The sequence below is a fragment of the Brevibacterium sp. NPDC049920 genome (assembly GCF_040656435.1).
Taxonomy (GTDB): Bacteria; Actinomycetota; Actinomycetes; order Actinomycetales; family Brevibacteriaceae; genus Brevibacterium; species Brevibacterium pityocampae.
Genome location: NZ_JBFAMF010000004.1, coordinates 159,551 through 179,938, shown reverse-complemented (window position 1 = coordinate 179,938; position 20,388 = coordinate 159,551). Strand labels below are relative to the sequence as shown.

At 71.6% G+C, this 20,388-nt stretch carries 18 protein-coding genes; 3 read left to right on the top strand and 15 right to left on the bottom strand.

All coding sequences use genetic code 11. The annotated features are described in order from the left end of the window. Positions 1-40: 40 nt before the first annotated feature. The 8 genes from AB0I45_RS05410 to rpmB form a co-directional block, all read right to left on the bottom strand. Entirely contained in the window at positions 41-805 is a 765-nt protein-coding gene (locus AB0I45_RS05410; RefSeq protein ID WP_360317239.1) for a 3-hydroxybutyrate dehydrogenase, read from the bottom strand. Beyond that, a complete protein-coding gene (locus AB0I45_RS05405) occupies positions 802-2,175 on the bottom strand; it encodes an MFS transporter (protein ID WP_295690634.1) in 1,374 nt (457 codons plus the stop codon). The genes AB0I45_RS05410 and AB0I45_RS05405 overlap by 4 nt, the downstream gene beginning before the upstream one ends. Positions 2,176-2,542: 367 nt before the next feature. Beyond that, positions 2,543-4,726: a cytochrome c oxidase assembly protein gene (locus AB0I45_RS05400; protein ID WP_295690636.1), complete on the bottom strand. Its 2,184-nt coding sequence runs from the start codon at positions 4,724-4,726 to the stop codon at positions 2,543-2,545. 7 nt (positions 4,727-4,733) lie between these two features. Continuing rightward, positions 4,734-5,591, bottom strand: a complete 858-nt coding sequence (locus tag AB0I45_RS05395; RefSeq protein ID WP_247424193.1) for a nitrilase-related carbon-nitrogen hydrolase — start codon at positions 5,589-5,591, stop codon at positions 4,734-4,736. A gap of 290 nt (positions 5,592-5,881) precedes the next feature. Further along, positions 5,882-6,172: an HU family DNA-binding protein gene (locus AB0I45_RS05390; protein WP_137318597.1), complete on the bottom strand. Its 291-nt coding sequence runs from the start codon at positions 6,170-6,172 to the stop codon at positions 5,882-5,884. A gap of 58 nt (positions 6,173-6,230) precedes the next feature. Continuing rightward, positions 6,231-6,536, bottom strand: coding sequence for a 30S ribosomal protein S14 (gene rpsN, locus AB0I45_RS05385; protein ID WP_247424195.1), 306 nt, complete (start codon positions 6,534-6,536; stop codon positions 6,231-6,233). Positions 6,537-6,542: 6 nt separating this feature from the next. Further along, positions 6,543-6,713, bottom strand: a complete 171-nt coding sequence (gene rpmG / locus AB0I45_RS05380) for a 50S ribosomal protein L33 (protein ID WP_302630566.1) — start codon at positions 6,711-6,713, stop codon at positions 6,543-6,545. Continuing rightward, positions 6,710-6,946: a 50S ribosomal protein L28 gene (gene rpmB, locus AB0I45_RS05375; protein ID WP_101652986.1), complete on the bottom strand. Its 237-nt coding sequence runs from the start codon at positions 6,944-6,946 to the stop codon at positions 6,710-6,712. The genes rpmG and rpmB overlap by 4 nt, the downstream gene beginning before the upstream one ends. Positions 6,947-7,462: 516 nt before the next feature. Between rpmB and AB0I45_RS05370 the strand changes: the two genes are divergently transcribed. Next, positions 7,463-8,608, top strand: a complete 1,146-nt coding sequence (locus tag AB0I45_RS05370; protein WP_247424198.1) for a hypothetical protein — start codon at positions 7,463-7,465, stop codon at positions 8,606-8,608. A gap of 158 nt (positions 8,609-8,766) precedes the next feature. On the opposite strand, the gene AB0I45_RS05365 is transcribed toward AB0I45_RS05370, so the two are convergent. From AB0I45_RS05365 to AB0I45_RS05340, 6 genes are all read right to left on the bottom strand, one after another. Then, positions 8,767-10,248 carry a dihydrolipoamide acetyltransferase family protein gene (locus tag AB0I45_RS05365; RefSeq protein ID WP_360317232.1) on the bottom strand — a complete coding sequence of 494 codons (1,482 nt, stop codon included), beginning with the start codon at positions 10,246-10,248 and terminating at the stop codon, positions 8,767-8,769. Between the two features lie 124 nt (positions 10,249-10,372). After that, a complete protein-coding gene (locus AB0I45_RS05360; protein ID WP_295691144.1) occupies positions 10,373-11,389 on the bottom strand; it encodes an alpha-ketoacid dehydrogenase subunit beta in 1,017 nt (338 codons plus the stop codon). 1 nt (position 11,390) lies between these two features. After that, a complete protein-coding gene (gene pdhA / locus AB0I45_RS05355) occupies positions 11,391-12,491 on the bottom strand; it encodes a pyruvate dehydrogenase (acetyl-transferring) E1 component subunit alpha (protein WP_295691146.1) in 1,101 nt (366 codons plus the stop codon). Between the two features lie 449 nt (positions 12,492-12,940). After that, entirely contained in the window at positions 12,941-14,464 is a 1,524-nt protein-coding gene (locus AB0I45_RS05350; protein ID WP_360317229.1) for a hypothetical protein, read from the bottom strand. Continuing rightward, positions 14,461-15,252, bottom strand: coding sequence for a hypothetical protein (locus AB0I45_RS05345; protein WP_295690659.1), 792 nt, complete (start codon positions 15,250-15,252; stop codon positions 14,461-14,463). Before AB0I45_RS05345 ends, AB0I45_RS05350 begins: the two co-directional genes overlap by 4 nt. A 47-nt stretch (positions 15,253-15,299) precedes the next feature. Further along, on the bottom strand, positions 15,300-15,563 hold the full coding sequence (locus AB0I45_RS05340; RefSeq protein ID WP_247424218.1) for a hypothetical protein: 264 nt from the start codon (positions 15,561-15,563) through the stop codon (positions 15,300-15,302). A 335-nt stretch (positions 15,564-15,898) separates the two neighbouring features. On the opposite strand from AB0I45_RS05340, the gene purB reads away from it, so the two are divergent. Continuing rightward, positions 15,899-17,329 (top strand): adenylosuccinate lyase, encoded by a 1,431-nt coding sequence (purB, locus tag AB0I45_RS05335; protein WP_137318588.1) that lies wholly within the window; start codon positions 15,899-15,901, stop codon positions 17,327-17,329. Positions 17,330-17,401: 72 nt separating this feature from the next. On the opposite strand, the gene AB0I45_RS05330 is transcribed toward purB, so the two are convergent. After that, positions 17,402-19,054, bottom strand: a complete 1,653-nt coding sequence (locus AB0I45_RS05330; RefSeq protein ID WP_360317224.1) for a succinic semialdehyde dehydrogenase — start codon at positions 19,052-19,054, stop codon at positions 17,402-17,404. 86 nt (positions 19,055-19,140) lie between these two features. On the opposite strand from AB0I45_RS05330, the gene AB0I45_RS05325 reads away from it, so the two are divergent. Beyond that, the gene (locus tag AB0I45_RS05325) at positions 19,141-20,352 is read left to right on the top strand and encodes an alanine racemase (protein ID WP_295690649.1); all 1,212 of its coding nucleotides are present in this window, start codon (positions 19,141-19,143) and stop codon (positions 20,350-20,352) included. Positions 20,353-20,388 lie beyond the last annotated feature (36 nt).

Here is a 20,388-nt window from a genome sequence, read left to right as displayed (position 1 = left end):
GCGGCGCCCGCATGCGAGTCCGGCCCCGCAGGGGGCCTGCTCAGCCGGCGGACCAGCCCCCGTCGACGACGTGGGCGGCACCGGTGATGACGGCCGCGGCGTCCGAGGCGAGGAACAGCGCCAGCTCGGCGATCTCCTCGGGCTCGGCGAGCCGGGGCACGGCCGAGTGGGCGAGGAACACGTCCTCCATCACCTGCTCCTCGCCGATCCCGCGCGTCTGCGCCTGGTCGGCGACCTGCCGCTGCACGATCGGCGTCATGACGTAGCCGGGATTGATCGCGTTGCACGTCACCCCGTGCGGACCACCCTCGAGGGCGGTGACCTTCGTCAGGCCCATGAGCCCGTGCTTGGCCGCGACGTAGGCGCTCTTGTACGGGGAGGCGCGCAGACCGTGGATCGAGCTGAGGTTGATGATCCGCCCCCAGCCGCGTGCGTACATCCCGGGCAGCACCGCCTTGGTGAGGAGGAAGGGCGCCTCGAGCATGAGCCGGTTGATGAGCCGCCACTCGCTGAGCGGGAACTCCTCGAGCGGGTGGATCCGCTGGATCCCGGCGTTGTTGACGAGGATGTCCGCCTCGAGGGTGATCCCGTCGAGCGCGTCCGTGTCGGAGAAGTCCGCGATCCAGGTCTCCCCGCCGATCTCCTCGGCGACCGCGTGCGCGGCCTCCGCGTCGATGTCGGCGACCGTCACCCGCGCACCGGCACCGGCCAGGGCCGAGGCGATCGCGCGCCCCAAGCCCGAGGCGGCGCCGGTGACGAGAGCGCGCTTCCCGGCGATGCCGGCCCCCGCCGGCCGCCCGGTCATCCGGCCGCCCGGGCGGCGCGCTCACCGGCACGGCGCTCGTTGTCGAGGCGGTCGATCTCGAGCAGGTCGATGCCGCGGGTCTCACGGGTGAACAGCAGCGCGACGAAGCTCACCGCTGCGGCCGCCGCGAGGTAGAACGAGATCGGGATCGAGGACTCGAAGTTCCGCAGCAGGAAGGTCGCGATGATCGGCGCCATCGAGCCGGCGACGATCGCGGTCACCTGGTAGCCGAGCGAGACGCCGGAGTACCGCATGCGGGTGGGGAACATCTCCGCCATCATCGCCGGCTGGCAGGCGTACATGAGCGCGTGGAACAGGAGTCCGGCGACGACGGCGACGAGGATGAGCATGTCCTCGCCGGTGTCGAACAGCGGGAAGGCGAAGAAGCCCCAGGTCGCGGTCAGCACGATGCCGATCCCGTAGGGGATCTTGCGGCCGACGATGTCGCCGACCTTGCCGACCAGCGGCACGGCGGCGGCATGGATGGCGTGCGCGACGAGCAGCAGGCCGAGGATCTCCATGCTCTCGACGCCGACCTGGATCGAGAGGTAGGTGATCGAGAAGGTCACGACGAGGTAGTAGTGGATGTTCTCGACGAAGCGCAGGCCCATCGCGGTGAAGACGCCGCGCGGGTAGCGCTTGAACACCTCGGCGACGCCGTAGCCGGCCTCGCCCTCGACGACCTCCTCCTGCGCCTCCTGGAAGATCGGGGCGTCGGCGACCTTGGTGCGGATGTACCAGCCGACGAACACGATGACGGCCGACAGCCAGAAGGCGACGCGCCAGCCCCAGGACAGGAAGGCCGCATCGGACAGGACGGCGACGAGGCCGAACAGCACGCCGGTGGCGAGCAGGTTGCCCATCGGCACCGCGGCCTGCGGCCACGAGGACCAGAAGCCACGAGCGTCGCGCGGGGAGTGCTCGGCGACGAGGAGCACGGCGCCGCCCCATTCGCCGCCGACCGCGAAGCCCTGGATGAAGCGGAGCAGGACGAGCATGACCGGCGCGATGTAGCCGACGGCCTCGAAGGTCGGGATGCACCCCATGAGGAACGTCGAGGTGCCGACGAGGATGATCGAGAGCTGGAGCAGCTTCTTGCGGCCGTGCTTGTCGCCGAAGTGGCCGAACACGATGCCGCCGAGCGGGCGGGCGATGAATCCGATCGCGTAGGAGCCGAAGGCGAGGATGATCGCGTCGAACGGGTTGTCCGACTGCGGGAAGAGGATCTTGTTGAAGACGAGGGTGGCGGCCGCCGCGTAGAGGAAGAACTCGTACCACTCGACGATCGTGCCGGCCATCGAGGCCGCGACGACGCGCTGCAGCTGCGTGCGCTCCTCGGGCTTGAGCGCCTCCGATGTGTTCGTGCTCATGATGCTCCTTCGCTCGGCGGGTGCCGAGCCGGGTCGACCCGGGGCTCCCGGGATGGTCCTCCCGCCGGACGGTGATCCGCAGGCGGGTGAGTGAAGGAGATGACGTAGTCGTACCGGTCACAGCGCTGTGGGCCGGTTGAACGCGGCCACTCCTTCGGGGTGCGTTCGATAGCCCATCCTGAACCTTTCCTGTGTGCCCTTCAAGCACGGATCGCACTTCGTGACCCGATTGCAGTGTGCAAGTCCGCAGATGATGTGTGCCCTGCGGTGCACCCGGGCACAGGAGAGGGAGGTGGGGAGCGGCCCGGCGGCCCTGCCGCACAGCCCCGCGGCCCTGCTGGACAGCCCGGTGGATCGGCCGCGCTGCTCAGCGGCGCCGATCGAGGCCGGCGAGCATGTCGTTGTAGGCCTTGAGCTCCGCGTCGCCGCTGCGGTCCTCGGCGCGGTCGCGGCGCTTCGCCTCGCGGTCCGAGGAGCGCGACCACTGGACGGCGGCGATGATCGCCAGCGCGAGGGTCGGCAGCTCGCCGATGCCCCAGGCGATCTCGCCCCCGCGCACCTGGTCCTCGATCGCCGGGATCCAGCCGTGGCCGATGTTGCCGTACCAATCGCCCTCGATGAGGGTCGTCGAAGCCATGATCGACAGCCCGAAGAAGGCGTGGAAGGCCATGGTGATGAGGAGCAGCAGGAGCCGCAGCGGGTAGCGGAAGCGGCTGACGCCGGGGTCGATGCCGATCATCGCCTGCGCGAACATGTACCCGGCGGCGGTGAAGTGGAGGATCATGAGCTCGTGGCCGATGTGTGTCGACAGCGCCCACCACATGAGTCCGGAATAGTAGAAGACGACGAGCGAGCCGGAGAAGTTCACCGCCGCCACCACCGGGTGGGCCCAGAACCGCAGATACGGGTGGTGGACGGCGCCCAGGATCCAATCGCGGGCGCCGCGCGAGCCGTCGGTGCGGGCGGGCACCGCACGCATGAGCAGGGTGATCGGCGCGCCGAGGACCATGGGCAGCGGGATGAACATGACGATGAGCATGTGCTGGATCATGTGGGCGGAGAACAGCACCCGCCCGTAGACCATCGGCCCACCGGAGGTCACGTAGACGAGCAGCGCCATGCCGACCAGCCACAGGATCAGGCGTCCGACCGGCCAGGCGTCCCCGCGCCGGCGCAGGCGCACGAATCCGGCGATGTAGGCGATCGCGAGGCCGACGGCGACGACCACCCACAGCGGGTCGAGCTGCCACTCGGTGAAGAACGTGGCCCAGGTGGGCTCCGGCGGCAGGGGCTCGGAGGTCAGCCGCTCGGCCGGGGTGGGCACGGCCGGCGGCTCGTCGGGCACGGGCGGCTGGGAGCGGGCGAGCACGGTGCCGAGCGCCATGACGGCCGCGAACAGCAGTGTCTCGATGCCGATCAGGCGCCAGAACTCGACCCGGGAGGAGACGGTCCCGCTCGTCCCGGTGGCCTGCACCGGCGCTCTCCCGGCGGCGGGCTTCGCCGCGGCCGTGCCCGGCCGCCCGGCAGCGGCGCCGTCCGCGGGCGAGCCGGCGAGGCGGCCGATGACGAAGCTGCGGTGCCACCAACCGATGACGCCGAGCGCCGCGGTGAGGGCGATCTTGACCACGACGAGCAGCCCGTAGGGGGTCGTCCAGTCGGCGAGCGAGTCGACGCGCAGGACGGCGTTGAAGAACCCGGAGACGATCATGAGTGCCCAGGCGAACAGTGCCAGCGCGGAGAACCGCGAGACGAGCACGCCGAGGTCCCCGCGGCCGGTGAGCACGGGGGCGAGCAGCGCGAGGGCCAACAGCCCGCCGAGCCACACGACGACGGCGACGAGGTGGAGCCCGATGCTGTTGACCGCCTGCATGTGGCCGGAGGCCTCCGCCGCATGCCCCATGAGGGCCTGAGGGACGAGCGGGATGAAGGACAGGACGGTGACGAGGCCGATCCCGGTGAAGCTGCGGACCGCGAACACGAGGGTGGAGACGATCGCGGCGAGCACGACGATGAGGGTCCACATCTGGCCGTAGGGCACCTGGGTGACGTACACCCCGAGCTGGGCGGAGAAGTCGCCGGTGAGCGCCTGCGCCCCGGCGGTGTCGACGAAGGTGAGGATGAGCACGGCGATCGCGGACACGGTCCATGCGACCGAGGCGACCTCGGCCACCCGCAGGCACGCCGACCAGGCGGGATCGAGCTCCTGGTCCGCGTCCGCCTTCCGATCCCTGTGGCGACGGCGGACCGGGGCGCTGCGGGGCAGCACCACGGAGGCGAGCACGAGTGCGCCGATCGTCACCGCCATCGCGGTGTTGAAGAGGAACTTCGCCGCCGGCAGGCCGAAGCGGCCGAGCGGGCCGGCGTCGTTGAGCAGGGTGGGGGCCGCGGCACCGGTGGAGTCGAGGGCGAGGAGGCCGACGACCGCGCCGAGGACGATGAAGCCCGGGAGCGCGGCGAGGCGGAGCCGGCGCGCGGTGCGGCGGTCCGCTGCCGCCCCGGCGGGGCCGCGACCGGCCGGACCGGTGGTGCGCGTGGCCTGGGTGGTGGTCACCGGCCGCTCAGCGCAGCCGTCGGTCGGCGAGCGCGGGGAAGCTCTCGCGGCGGGTGTGGATCGCGTCGATGTCGATGTCGGCGACGATCACGGTCTCATCGGTGGCCGCCTCGGCGAGGACGGTGCCAGAGGCGTCGACGATGACGGAGTGCCCGCCCATCTCCGTGCGCGAGTGGAAGCCGGCGGTGTTGCAGGCGATCACGGCCATGAAGTCCTCGGCTGCGCGGGCGCGGGCGAACAGGCTCCAGTGGTCGACCCGCGGCGCGGGCCAGGCGGCGGGCACGGCGACGACCTCGGCCCCGGCGTCGAGCAGGGCGCGGAACATCTCCGGGAACCGGAGGTCGTAGCAGGTGGCGAGGCCGAGGGAGACAGTGCGGCCGTCGACCTCGAGCGGCACGGTGACGATGTCCTCACCGGCCTCGAGGAGCTTGGGCTCGCCGGAGCCGAACCCGAAGCGGTGGATCTTGCGGTACGTCGCGATGACCTCGCCGGCCGGCGACACGACGACCGAGGTGTTCCACAGGTGGCGCTCGCCGTCGGGCAGCTCCGGGAGGGCGGTGACGTCATGGTCGTATTCGGCGAGCCGGGCCAGGGCGGTCTCGCTGCCCTCGATGACGGAGCCGATGTGCACGTAGGCGCCGATGTCGCGGGCCGCCTGGGCGAGCGCGGTGACGGTCGGCCCGTCGGTGGGCGATTCGGCGCGGGGTCCCCAGTCGCGGTAGGAGAAGCCGCCGGGCGACCACAGCTCGGGCAGGACGACGAGATCGGAGCCGTGCTGGGCCCTCACGAGCCGGGCGGCGCGCTCGATCCGCGTCTGCTGGGAGTCCTCATCGGTATAGGCGAGCTGGATCGCTGAAACACGCATGTCTCAAGGGTAGTCGCCGCCTGCGCCCCGGACCAACGCACCCCCTGGAGCGCAATTTCCGAAGGTTCCTGAGAGCGAAACCTTCGGCGATCGCACTCTCAGCGAGCACCCTGGGGGTGTGACCGCGCCCGGCGATGTGCCTTCGGGCCTGGGCGACCGACCCCGGGCGCCCGGCCCCGGGACCGGGCTCGGGCGACACGCCTCGGGAGGGCCGGGCCACCTCGGCCCATGAATGGGCGAAGGCCCGGACCCTCAGGGGGTCCGGGCCTCCAGCGCAGGTGCGCGAAGAATCACTTCTTCGGGGTACCGGCGGCAGCCTTGAGCTTCGAGCCCGCGGACAGCTTGACCGAGTAACCGGCAGCGATCTGGATCTCTTCACCGGTCTGCGGGTTGCGGCCCTTGCGAGCGGCACGCTCGGTGCGCTCGACGGACAGCCAGCCCGGGATGGTGAGCTTCTCGCCCTTGGCGACGACGTTCGAGAACGACTCGAAGACGCCGTCGAGAACATCGGAGACCTGCTTCTGGGTCAGGCCGGTGCTCTCTGCGACCTCGGAGACGAGTTCACTGCGGTTCTTAGCCATAGTTGTGCCCTCCTTCAGGACATCGGATCTGTTTAACCGATTACGAACTTACCAGAGACTACCAGCTGGACTTGGTGATCCCGGGGAGTTCGCCGTTGTGCGCCATCTCGCGGAAGCGGACGCGCGACAGACCGAACTTGCGGAGGTATCCGCGCGGGCGACCGTCGACCTGGTCGCGGTTGCGCAGACGGACCGGCGAGGCGTCGCGGGGCAGCTTCTGGAGTGCCAGACGTGCCTCCTCGCGCTCGTCGTCGGTGCTGTCCGGGTGGGTGAGCTGACGCTTGAGGGTGGCGCGACGCTCGGCGTAGCGCTCGACGACCTCGCGGCGCTGCTGGTCACGGGCGATCTTCGACTTCTTGGCCATGTGCGCTCAGCGCTCCTCTCGGAATTCGACGTGCTTGCGGATCGTGGGATCGTACTTCTTGAGCACGATGCGATCCGGGTTGTTGCGGCGGTTCTTGCGGGTCACGTAGGTGTACCCGGTGCCGGCCGTCGACTTGAGCTTGATGATCGGGCGGATGTCCTGTGCTTTGGCCATCAGAGCTTCACTCCCTTGGCGATGAGTTCATTCACCACGGAGTCGATTCCGCGGGCGTCGATGATCTTGATGCCCTTGGTGGACACCGTGAGGGTCACGGAACGCCGCAGCGAGGGCACGAAGTAGCGCTTCTTCTGAATATTCGGGTCGAACCGGCGCTTGGTGCGGCGGTTCGAGTGGGACACATTGTGTCCGAAACCGGGAACGGCTCCGGTCACCTGGCAGGTTGCTGCCATTTCTCTCCTCCAGTTTCACTAATGCCGACGGTCCACCGGACTGCCGGTTCCCCACCGGTCCGCGCACGGACCGTTCGGGGTGGACACGCCGAAGACATCACACATGATTCGACACCGGGCCGGCGCCTGCTGACTCCGCGGTGCGGAGGGCCGACATGCCTGCGCCCGGCGAAGGGCTCGTGTCCGTCAGTTCCGCACGCTCCCGCGGACGGGAGCGCACTTTCGTGACGAGATGTCTCATCAGCGCTGAGCTGAAGCCTGTGAGAGGGGGCCGAAGCAAGATGCAGCGCTCAATGAGCACTGTGTCGATGTCCGGTGATCGGATCCTCCACGCGACGCGGCGGATGCGCGGGCCGTGCGGGGGAAGCTGATCGGTCATCGATCGACACAACAGAAGACAATCCTATGGGAGCCCGGTCGGACCAGGCAAATCCGGTTGATCCCGCGCAGCGGACGTGCCACAGTATTCTCCATGGACTGCCCGCAGGCTGCCCACGGACCGAGGCCACGCACCCGATGAGCCCCCTTCCTCCGGACGGCACGACGCCCGGCCGAGATCCGCGCAGACCCCGGATCCGCCCGGCACAGAGCGAGAACTGGGATCCCGATCGCCCGGCACGCATCGACGCACCCGCAGACGGGCGACCGGCACCCCGGGCGCTCCCGCATCCCACCGCGCCGTACCCGGCCCCGCCGACGTCCCCGCCCGCCTTCCCGGCTCCTCCCTCCTCCGCCCCGAGCCCCGCCCCGCAGTCTGCTCCGCAGCCCGGGGCACCGGCGACGGGGCACTTCACCGGACCCGACGGCCTGGCCTGCTTCCGCGCCGCCGACGGCTCCGTCTACTTCCAGGCCTCCGACGGTCAGTACTACCCGCTGTCAGCACTCGACAGGTCCGCGACGGGCGGCACCGGGCAGACAGGCCACGACCGCAGCGACGTCGACCGGTCCACCTACTACGAGTACATCGCCGCGCACACCGGTGAGCAGCCCAACGCGGTTCCCCGAACGCACCCCGCTCCCGGAGCCGAGGCGCCCGCCGGGTCCGGCAGCGGCGGCACCCCGACCCGCGACAGAGGGGGCCGTCGCAGCGGCCCGCGCATCCTGCTCGCCACCGTGGCCGGTGTTTCGGTCCTCGCGATCGCGCTCGTGCTCGGCGGGAACTTCCTCGGCCCCGACAACGGCATCCGCTCCACCGAGATGCCCTCGGACAGCTCGCAGCCGCAGACCGATGCGGGAACGGGCCACGCCTCCGGCTCCACCGACTCCGCCGCAACCGCCGTGGCCGCCGGCGAGCAGCTCCGGTCGATCTCCGAGGACGACACCGCCCGGGCGATGGACGAGCTGCAGGACCGCTGGGTTGTGCAGCTGAGCGCCAAGCAGGACGGCCTGCGCACCGAGGGCCGCACCTGGACCGAGGAGGACATCCTCGAGGAGTTCGAGCAGAACCGTACCGAGCACCCCGAGGCGATGCTCCTGTGGAGCGGCGACTGGTCGACGTTCCGATTCAACGACTACTGGATCACCGTGCTCGACACGGGCTACGAGGACCCGCAGGAGGCGCTCGCGCACTGCCGCGAGCTCAGCATCGACCGCGACCACTGCTTCGCGAAGAAGCTGTCGACGACCGAGGGCCCGGACGAGGCCACGAAGCTCAATCCCTGAGCGGCCCTGCCCGGCAGGAGCAGGTCAGCGGTGAGGGTGCATGCCGGCGCGCACCCTCCTCGGCGGCCCCGGCTCAACTCATGGCGCTCGCACTGGGAGCGCACTGCGGCCGGGGTGCCGCAGGCGCGGCGCCCCGGCCGCTGCGGCGGCGGGCCCGGTCAGGACAGCATGACGAGGGGCTCTTCGAGCGCCCGGCCGATGTCGGCGAGGAACTGGGAGATCGCCGCCCCGTCGACGACGCGGTGGTCGGCGGACACCGACAGGGTCGTGATCTCGCGGGGGACGATCTCGTCGTCGACCACCCAGGGACGCTTCCGGATGCTGCCGAAGGCGACGATCGCCGATTCGCCCGGGTTGATGATCGGCGTGCCGGAGTCGACCCCGAACACCCCGACGTTGGTGATGGTGATGGTGCCGCCGGCCTGGGACGCCGGGGTCGAGCGGCCGGCCCGCGCGGCCGCGGTGAGGCCGACGATCTCCTGCGCGAGTGCGCCGAGGCCGAGCGCGTGAGCGTTCTTGATGTTAGGGACGACGAGCCCGCGTGGGGTGGCCGCGGCGATCCCGAGGTTGACGTAGTGCTTGATGACGACGTCGTCGCCGTCGAGGACGGCATTGATGCGCGGGGTCCGCAGCGCCGCCCAGATCACGGCCCGCGCCACGACGAGCAGCGGGGAGACCTTGACGTCGGGGCCGAGCAGCTGCGTGGACTTGAGGTGGCGGACGAACTCCATGGTTCGGGTGACGTCGACGTCGAGGAACTCGGTGACGTGCGGGGCGGTGAACGCGGAGTCCACCATCGCCTTGGCCATCATCCGGTTGACGCCCTTGAGCGGCACGCGCTCCTCCGAGCCGGGCTGCGCAGCAGCGGCCGCGGCGCCGGCAGCAGCCGACGCCCCCGCACTGCCGGCCGGCGTCGAGGCGCCCGCCGGGGTCTCCTGTTCGGAGCCTCCGTCGAGGTGGGCGAGCAGGTCGGCGCGGGTGACCTCGCCCCGCGAGCCCGTGGCCCGCACCCCGGCGAGGTCGATGCCGCGATCCTTCGCGAGCTTGCGCACCGGCGGTTTGGCGAGCACCCGCCCGGTGGAGGAACCGGGGTCGGCCGGCCCGTCCGTCCGCGGCTGTGCCTCGGCCGGGGCGGCAGACGGGGCGGTCTCCGTGTCAGCGGCGGGCGCGGCCCGGGAGGCGGGCGCCTCGGGTGCGGGTTGTGCCGCGGCCTGCGGGGAGCCCGCCTGCTTGCGCGGGCGGCGCTTGGAGGACGCGGCCCTCACCCCGTAGCCCACGAGGTTGGGACCGGCCGTGCCGTCGCCGGTCTCCGTCGGCGCGGGGACGACATCGGTCTGGTCCGGCGCGGGAGCACCCGGCTCCGCGACCGGGGTGGTGCCGGCCCTCTCGGATCCGTCGGAGCCCTCGCCGCCGAAGCGGACGATCGGGGTGCCGACGTCAACGGTCTCGCCCTCACCCACGAGGAGCGCCTCGATGGTGCCCGCCTGGGGGCTGGGGAGCTCGACGAGGGACTTCGCGGTCTCGATCTCGACGAGGATCTGGTTGACGGTGACGGTGTCGCCCTCGGCGACCTTCCACGCCACGATGTCGGCTTCGGTGAGGCCCTCGCCGACGTCGGGGAGGGGGAAAACGTTGGACATGAGTACCCTTGCTTGTCTGTCGTCGGGTGGTCGGTCGATCCTCGGGGCGGCCGGCGGCGCTCAGCGTGCTGCCGACCCGCGGCGCCCCGCCCACCGGGCCGGGGCGCCGGGGGCGGGGCGGGCGTCAGTAGGCGAGTGCGCGGTCGACGCCGTCGAGGATCCGGTCGAGGTCGGGCAGGTAGTGGTGCTCGAGCTTGGAGCCGGGGTAGGGCGTGTGGAAGCCGCCCACCCGCAGCACGGGCGCTTCGAGGTGGAAGAACGCGCGCTCGGTGATCCGAGCGGCGATCTCCGCGCCGAGGCCCAGGAACACCGGGGCCTCGTGGGCGACGACGAGCCGGCCGGTCCTGCGGACCGAGGCCTCGATCGTGTCGAAGTCGATCGGGGACAGCGAGCGGAGGTCGATGAGCTCGATGCTCGTGCCCTCCTCCGCCGCGGCCGCGACGACGTCCTTGGCCGTCGGCATGAGGGGGCCGTAGGCGAGGAGCGTGAGGTCGGTCCCCTCGGTCACGACCTGCGCCCGATCGTGGGGCAGGCCGCGCTCGGCGGTGTCGACCTCCCCGCGCATCCAGTAGCGGCGCTTGGGTTCGAAGAACATCACCGGGTCCGGGCTCTGCACGGCCTCCTGGATCATCCAGTAGGCGTCGTGCGGCGTCGACGGTGAGATGAGGCGCAGCCCGGCGTGATGGGCGAACACCGTCTCCGGGCTCTCCGAATGGTGCTCCGGGGAGCCGATCCCGCCGCCGTAGGGCACGCGGATGACGAGCGGCATCTGCTCGTGGCCCTGCGTGCGGTTGTGGAGCTTGGCGAGCTGGGTGACGATCTGGTCGTAGGCCGGGTAGATGAAGGCGTCGAACTGGATCTCGATGACGGGCTTGTAGCCGCGGATCGCCATGCCGATCGAGGTGCCGACGATGCCGGACTCGGCGAGCGGGGCGTCGATGACGCGCGCCTCGCCGAAGTCCTTCTGCAGGCCCTCGGTGACGCGGAAGACTCCGCCGAGCTTCCCGATGTCCTCACCGATGAGGACGACCTTGTCGTCGTCCTCCATCGCCCGGCGCAGCCCGGCGGTGATCGCCTTGGACAGCGGCAGGGTGGTGAGCGAGGACCCGGGGGCCTCGGTCGTCGTGGTGTCTGCTGCCATGTCAGCGCCCCCCGTCCGTCGTGTCGGCGAAGGAGTCGAGGTAGTCGAGGTACGCGGCCTTCTCCTCGGCGACGAGGGAGTGCTCCCCGGCGTAGGCGAAGTCGAAGATCTCCGCGGGGTCGGGTTCGGGCATCTCCATGCATGCCTTGCGGATGCGTGCAGCCAGGGTGTCGGCCTCGGCGTCGACCTCGGCGAAGAAGCCGTCGTCGGCGAGACCCGACTTCTCGAGGTGGGCGCGCAGCCGGCTGATCGGGTCCTTGGCCTTCCACTGCTCGGTGACAGCGGCGTCGCGGTACTTGCTCGGGTCGTCGGCGGTGGTGTGCGCGCCCATCCGGTACGTGAAGGCTTCGATGAGCATGGGACCGTGTCCGGCGCGGACGCTGTCGAGCGAGGCGCGGGCGACTGCGTACATCGCGATGATGTCGTTGCCGTCGACGCGGACTCCCGGCACCCCGAAGCCCTCGCCGCGCTTGAACAGCGGCACCGTGGTCTGCACGCTCGTCGGCTCGGAGATCGCCCACTGGTTGTTCTGGCAGAAGAAGAGGACGGGGGCGTGGAAGGCACCGGCGAAGGTCAGGGCCTCGGAGACGTCGCCCTGCGAGGTGGCGCCATCGCCGAAGCACGCGATGGTGGCGCTGTCGCGCTCGATGTCACCGGTGCCGACGTCCCCGTCGAGGCTGATCCCCATCGCGTACCCGGTGGCGTGGAGCGCCTGGGAGCCGATGACGATCGTGTAGGTGTGGAAGCGGTTCTCCTGGGGGTCCCAGGCGCCGTGGTTCTGCCCGCGGAACATGCCGAGCAGGGTCTCCGGCTGCACGCCGCGGCACCAGGCGAGGCCGTGCTCGCGGTAGGTCGGGAAGACGAAGTCCTGCGGGCGCAAGGCCCGGCCCATTCCGATCTGGGCGGCCTCCTGGCCGAGCAGCGGGGCCCACAGGCCCAGCTGACCCTGGCGCTGCAGGGCGTTGCCCTCCGCGTCGACGCGGCGCACGAGCACCATGTCGCGGTAGAAGTTCCGGAGGTCGTCGTCGGTGAGCTCTGCGGCGAAGGCGTCGTACTCTCCCGAGCTCACGCGATCGCCTTCGGGGGTCAGCATCTGAATCATTCTCGGCTCCGAGTTCGTCTTCGAGTCGGGGGCCTGCGCAATGTTCGATGTCATACCAGTTCTCCTCATGTCGTGGCCCCCGGATGAGGGTGTCGTCCGGTCGCCAGCGGCTGTGGTGCCGTGATGCGGGTGTGCTCGGCGGCCCCGTGGTGGTGATGCATTTCACATAGTGGATATACGCTAACGGATTCATCGCACTCTGCAAAACTATGCGGCTCGCCTTCCCGGGCGCCTCCCGGCGCCCGTCCTCGCGGCGCGGCGGCATCGCTGCCCTCGGCCCGTCGGCACCGCGGCCGGTGCCCGCGGATACCCCTCACGCTAGGCACCGTCCGGCGTCGCTTGTCGAGGACTGCCGAGGTCCGATCGGGTTTTGTCATCTCCTCCACAATTGCTCGGACGTCGGAGTGAATCCCCTCGTCAGCGGCCTGGATCCGCAGCCGCGAGCGTGCTCAGCGGCGGGTGCCGACGGAGTCCTGCACCGATTCCACCTCCCCGGAGAAGAACCCGGCGCGGGAGTCCTGCCAGGCGAGCAGGCCCGGCTCCCCCTCCCGGTGGAGGCGGTCGATCGTCGCGGCGTAGACATCGCCGCCGTGGGCGAACCCGGGATTCGCGAGCACCTCGTCGATCTGGTCCTCCGTCCGCCCGGCGGACAGCTCATCGTCGCGCAGCGCGTCGGTGTCGAGGTCGACGGTGATCGTCGTCCAATGCGGCCGGTCCGGGTTCTCGCCGCCGTCGAGGTCGGGGACGAGGTCCTGCTCGTGCTCGATCGACAGCGTCGAGATCCCGTCGGGGATGTCGAAATCCGAGACCGGGCTCGCGACGGTGAGCAGGGCCGTGACGGAGACCGAGTTCCGGAACGCGGGGTCCGCCGCGAGGGAGGCCGCGGTGATGCCGCCCTGGGAGTATCCGACGAGCATGACCTCCTCGTCCGCGCCGATCCCGGCCTCGGCGACCGCCTGCCGCACGGTCTCCCGCATCGCTGTGTCGTGCCCGGCCACGCCCTCGACATTGGTCGTGAGATCGGTCGAGTTCTTCCCGGTGCGGGCGGACCAGTCGGTCGTCGCGGGCACGTACACGATCCACCGCACCGCGCCGTCGGCCCCGCGGATCCGCTCGATCTGCACCCGCCCGTTGTCCCTGCCGCGGTGACCGGCCAGCGTGCGGGCGAACAGCTCGGGGAGGCCGGCGGGCGCCCGGGCCGGCCGCCGGCCCGGGGAGCGCTCCGCGTGCTCGACGTCGACCCCGGTGCGACGCATGAGCCCGCCCGCCCGACCGCCGGCGATCACCCACTCGGTGACCGACTGCGAATCGTGCGGCCACGGCCCCCGGTCGCCGAACTGCGCCTGGAGTCCCGGCGGCACGCCGAGGAAACCGGCGGCGAACCCGGGCAGCACGTGCTCGATGATCCGGGCGGCACCGTCGGAGCCGGCGAACAGCTCTCGCCCGAGGACGGCCAGACCCGCCGCGGTGATCTCCGGCAGGTCGATGCCGAACGCGTCCTCGAGGAGCTCGTCGAGACCGATCCGGTCGGCGATGGCGAGGACGACGCCGGCAGTGACGAGGCCGCGGAACAGGACCGGGGCGAGGAGGGGGATCGCCGTGCGAACGGCGTGCCCGAGGACGTTGCCCATGGCCGTGAGCACCCGGTCGAAGAGACGCGCGGCGAAGTCCTCGGCAGCCCGGTAGGCGAGCATCGCCGCCCCGAGCGCTATCCCGGTGCCGGCGAGCCGCCCCGACACCCCGGCCGCTGCGCCGAGGAACTCCGTGCTCCGCCGGGACACCTCGAAGGCGGTCGTCGGCGCCGTCACCGCGGAGAGCTCGAGCACGAGGTCGAGCTCGCTCCCGGCGCTGCGGAGGAAGAGCTCGGCGACCTCCTCGGCGATCCCGCGCAGCTCCGCGGCGAAGTCGGCGAGGTCCTCGGTCCGCGCGCGGGTGCCGCCGGGCCCGCCGTGGGTGGAGACTCCGTGGCTCATCGACGACCCGTCCCGCACCGGCCGCCTCGACGGGAGTCACCGACGCCGGGCTCCCCGACGGGCCCTCCGGTCGCGCTCCCGCGGGTCTCCCCGGCCGCGGCGAGAACGGCGCGATGCAGATCGGCGCGGACCCGGTCACGCACCTGTGCGGCGAGGGGATGCGCGCCGAGCGCGGGTGCCGCCGTGCACGCCACCGGCCCCGCCCCTCCCCTTCCGGGCGGGGACGCCGACCGGCCGATCGTCCACGGCTCCGGTTCGACCCCGCGGCACCCGAGGACGCCGAGCGCCGCCGCCGGGGTCTCGCGGGGGACGAGCTCGGCGATGAGCTCCGGCAGGCGAGCGGCCCGATCGACCCGGCCGAGCAGGCAGCCGCCACCGGGGTGGGTCGACCGGCCGTGAGCGTCCGTCCAGCGCCAGACCACGCAGCATGCGCGGTGGAGCACACCGGCGCTCACGACGATCCGGAGGCCCGGACCGAGCAGCTCGAACCCGCCGACCACCGGGGCCCCGCCGAGGATGAGCGAGGCCCGCGCGACCCAGGCCGCGGTCGGCCCGGTCGACAGCTCGGTCGGTGCCGGCTCGGGGTCCGACGGCCCGGCCGACAGCGGCCCGGTCGGCGATGGGCCCTGTCCGCCCGGCCCGGGCCGGGCGGACAGGGCACAGCTCACAGCCGTGGGACGCTGGGTGTCCGGCCAGCCGGCCTGCAGATCCGGCGGCAGGGCGAGCACCTCCGCAGCGGAGAACGGGATCCAGCGCCTGTCCGGCCCATGCTCCCGAGGCGATTCCACGACCCCCCTCCTCATGGCGATCCCCCTCCTCACAGCAGGCCCCCTCCTCACAGCAGGAGCGCATCGGCGGGCAGCTCGGCGTCCTGCACCGCAGGAATATGACGCGCATAGGCGTCGACGACGGCGAGTGCGAGCTCCCGGAGCCGGTGGAGCTCGGTGACGCGGTCGGCGAGCTCGTCCCGGAACCTGTCCGCGGACGTCGACGCCCACTCCGTTCCACCGCCGCGCAGGCAGCGTTCGGCGATCTGCGCGAGGGAGTCCGCGACCTCCTCCCAGCCGCGCCGGTTCTTCTCGAGTTCGTCGATGAGCATGCGCCCACCGTGCACCGGGCCGCAGCCGCCCATCGAGCCCTCGGTGCTCCCTGTGGACGGACGTTGATCCGTCCACCGTCGGGAACCGCACAGGAGAGACCACGATCCCCGCCCCGGGGTCGCAGGGGAGGCAGCCCTGTCCACAGGCCGCGCTCGCACCGGTCGCACGGCCGTGCGCCGATCACCCGTGCACCCGGCCCGCAGGCGCATCCGCTCACCCCTCAGCGCGCTCCGTCGCACCCCACAGCGCGCTCCGGCTCGCCCCCTCGATCACCCTCCGGTGCGCCCGCCGGACTCCCCTCCCACCGTCGGGACGCTCGTGCGAAGATGTGGGCATGACTCGCGTGACTCTCGCCCAGCTCGATCCGACCATCGCCCTCGGACCCCTCGACGGCCGCTATCGGGCGGATGCCGCTCCGCTCGTCGACCACCTGTCCGAGGCCGCCCTCAATCGCAATCGGATCCATGTCGAGGTCGAATGGTTCATCCATCTGGCCGATGCCGGCGTGGTGCCGGGCACCCGCGCGCTCCTCGACGAGGAGCGCGCCCATCTGCGGTCGATCGTCACCGGCTTCGACCAGGAGACGATCTCCCAGCTCGCGATGTTCGAGGCCGTCACCGTCCACGACGTCAAGGCCGTCGAGTACGCGATCAAGGAGGCGCTGAGCCACGTCGGCGCCGAGGACCTGTCCGAGCTCGTCCACTTCTGCTGCACCTCGGAGGACATCAACAACCTGTCCTACGCCGTGGGCATCAAGGATGCGGTGGAGACCGTGTGGCTGCCCCGCGCGGCCGCCCTCATCGACGCGCTCGCGGCGATGGCGCTCGAGCTCGCCGACGTCCCCATGCTCTCCCACACCCACGGACAGCCCGCGACGCCGACGACCATGGGCAAGGAGGTCGCAGTGGTCGTCCACCGGCTCCACCGCCAGTACGACCGGATCGCGGCGACGGAGTACCTCGGCAAGATCAACGGGGCGACCGGCACCTATGCCGCCCACGCCGTCACCGTCCCCGACGCCGATTGGCCGCGGATCGCGCAGACGTTCGTCGAGGGGCTCGGCCTCACCTTCAACCCGCTCACCACGCAGATCGAGTCCCACGACTGGCAGGCGGAGCTCTACGCCGACGTCGCGCGGTTCAACCGGATCGCCCACAACCTCGCCACCGACATGTGGACCTACATCTCGATGAACTACTTCACGCAGATCCCGGTCGAGGGCGCGACCGGCTCGTCGACGATGCCGCACAAGGTCAACCCGATCCGCTTCGAGAACGCCGAGGCGAACCTCGAGCTGTCGTGCGCGCTCCTCGACTCCCTGGCCTCGACGCTGGTGACGAGCCGCCTGCAGCGCGACCTCACCGACTCGACCTCCCAGCGCAACATCGGCGTGGCGCTCGGCCACTCGCTGCTGGCGCTCAACAACCTCGTCAAGGGCCTCGACAAGCTCGCGATCAACACCGCGGCGCTCGACGCCGACCTCGACGCGAACTGGGAGGTCCTCGCCGAGGCGATCCAGTCGGTCATGCGCGCGGCCTACCTGCAGGGCGTGCCCGGCATGGACAACCCCTACGAGAAGCTCAAGGAGCTCACGCGCGGCCATCGGGTGGGACGCGAGGAGCTCGTGGAGTTCGTGCGCGGGCTCGGCCTGCCGGAGCCGGAGACGGAGCGGCTCGCAGCGCTCACCCCGGCGACGTACACCGGTCTGGCCGCAGACCTCGCCCGCGCGAAGGGGCGCGCCTGGCAGGAACGCAGCGCGGGCTGACCCTGACGACGGTTCCGGAGCAGTCCGGGCGACCGTGCACAGGAGCTGCGACATCCCGGGATCCCCGCGGAATCAGCCCATCCGCAGGGCGCGCATGACGTCGAGGGCGCCGGTCATCACCTGCTGGAAGCGAGCCGGGGAGAGGCGTCCGCCGGGTGCGAGCGGCACGAGAGCCTGGTGAGCGATCGTCCGGGTGCGGGTGAACTGGAGCAGGCCCTCCGGCCCGTGGCGGTGCCCGAGCCCGGAGTCCTTCCACCCGCCCGAGGGCGCGTCGATCGACCCCCAGGCCGCGGCGAACGCCTCGTCGACGTTGACCATCCCGGCCTCGAGGCGCCGCGCGACGGCCATCCCGTGCCGCCGGGAGCCGGAGAACACGCTCGCGTTAAGACCGTAGGGGGTGTCGTTGGCCGCGAGCACCGCCTCGTCCTCGCTGTCGACCGCGGACACCGCCACGACTGGGCCGAAGGTCTCCTCCCGGCACAGCTGTGCGGACTCCGGCACATCGACGAGCACCGTGGGCTCGAAGAAGAACGGGCCGAGGTCGGGCCGCGCCCGGCCGCCCGCGAGCACTCGGGCGCCGGCGGCCACGGCATCGACGATGTGCTCCTGCACCCGATCGAACTGCGCGGCCGAACTCAGGGTGCCGACCTCGGCCGAGTGATCGAAGGCCGCCCCCAGGGTGAGAGCCCGGGTCGCGGCCGCGAAGCGCGTGCAGAACTCCTCGTAGAGCGGCCGCACGACGTAGATCCGCTCCATCGACAGGCACAGCTGGCCGCTCGAGCTGAAGCTCCCGCGCACCGCGCCGGCGACCGCGGCGTCGATATCCGCGTCCGCACACACGATCATCGGGTTCTTGCCGCCGAGCTCGAGGACGGTGGGCAGCAGCCGGGCCGCCGCCTCGGCCGCGATGCCGCGCCCCGCGCAGGTGGACCCGGTGAAGGACAGCCCGTCGACGTGGTCGAGCAGACTCTCCCCGACCTCGGCGACCTCGCCGGGCACGAGCTGCCAGACATCGGCCGGGAGTCCTGCCCGGATCGCGAGCCGCCGCACGAGCACGCTCGACAGCGGGGTCGCGGAGTCGGGCTTGTGGACCACGGCGTTGCCGGCGACGAGGGCGGCGAGAAGATCCGTGGCACCGAGCGACAGCGGATAGTTCCAGGGGCTGATGAAGCCGACGACACCGAGCGCGGACCGGTCGATGCGCGTGGTCGTCAGCCCCGGGATCGCGCCGCGCCGGGAGCGCGCCCGGAGCACCCGCGAGGCGGTCACCCCGGTGTAGCGGCATACGTTGTAGGCGTCGAGCACCTCGTCGTAGGCGTGCAGCCGCGCCTTGCCGTTCTCCGCCTGGATGACATCGAGGATGAGCTCCTCGTGGGAGCGGATGAGGGTATGGAGTCGCAGCACGACGGCGGCGCGCTCCCGCACCGGGCGGTCCGCCCAGGCCCTGCCGGCGATCCGGGCGGCGCGGGCGCGCACGGCGACATCGTCCGCCGTGCACCCGGCGAAGGTGCCGAGCAGCTCCCCGGAGAAGGGTGCCCTGACCTCGACCGGGGCGCCGGAGCCGGAGACATCGGCGAGCGGATCCCCGGCGAGGAACTCCCGCAGCCGCTCGGGCAGGGCGACCGGGTGCTCGGCCGAGGCGGTTGCAGGAGAGGCCGCGGAGGAGGCGGCAGGAGTGGTAGCGGCAGGAGAGGTGCCGGTGTCGGCGGTGCGCTTCGCAGTCATCCCCCCATGATCCCAGACGCGCCCCCGGGATCACCCGACCCTACGCATGAGTAACAAATCGGGTCGCCGTCGATTAGGCCGGCGCCATGGTGAGTGCAGAGCTGCGCAGGGCCGTCGGCGATCTCGACGGGCCGTTCGGCGTCATCGATCGCGATGCCTTCGATCGCAACATCGCCGCGCTCCGCGCCCGTGCCGCCGGGCTCCCGATCCGGGTCGCCTCGAAATCCCTCCGCGCACCCCACGCCCTCGAACGGGTCCTCTCCGCCCCCGGCTACGGCGGGATCCTCGCCTTCTCACTGCCCGAGGCGCTCGATCTCCACCGGCTCGGCTTCCGCGACATCGTCGTCGCGTATCCGACCGTCCACCGGGAGGGTCTCCGCGCGCTGGCGGCCGACGCCGAGGCGCTCGCCCACATCACGCTCATGGTCGACTCGGACGAGGGCATCGATGTCCTGCTCGCAGCGCTCGCCCCCACTCACGGCCCCGCCGGTTCGACCGCCGCGCAGCCGCTGCGCCTGTGCCTCGACCTCGATGCCTCGCTCCGTCCGGCGCACCGATTCACCCGCGGTCGGGTGCACTTGGGCGTCCGCCGAAGCCCGGTGCGGGAGGTCGCCGAGGCGCTCGCCCTCGCCGGGCGGATCGTGGCCGACCGGCGACTCCGGCTCGTCGGCGTGATGTCGTACGAGGGGCAGATCGCCGGTCTCGGCGATGCCGGGCGCGGTGCGCACGCGCTCGCCGTGCGCACCGTGCGCCGGATGTCCGTCGCGGAGCTGCGCGAGCGCCGCACCCGGGTCGTCGCCGCGCTCCGCGAGGTCGCCGAGCTCGAGTTCGTCAACGGCGGCGGCACCGGTTCGCTCGAGACGAGCGCGGCCGAGGGCACGCTCACCGAGCTCACCGCGGGCTCCGGCCTGTTCTCCCCCGGCCTCTACGACACCTACCGCGGCTTCCGTCACGAGCCGGCGGCGTTCTTCGCCCTCCCCGTGGTCCGCAGGCCGGCCCCCGGCTGGGTGACGGTCGCCGGCGGGGGCTGGATCGCCTCGGGCCCGCCCGGGGACGACCGGCGGCCGACGATCGCCTGGCCGGAGGGCCTCGCCTACAGCTCCACCGAGGGCCCCGGCGAGGTGCAGACCCCGCTCCACGGTCCGGGCGCGGACACGCTGCCGCTCGGCGCCCACGTCTTCCTCCGGCACGCCAAGGCCGGGGAGCTCGCGGAGCACCTCACCGGATTCCACATCGTCGCCGGCGGTCAGATCATCGACTCATGGTCGACGTATCGAGGTTCCGGATGGGCGCACTGACAGGTGCGCCGACGGGCGGGACCGGACGAAGCCGCC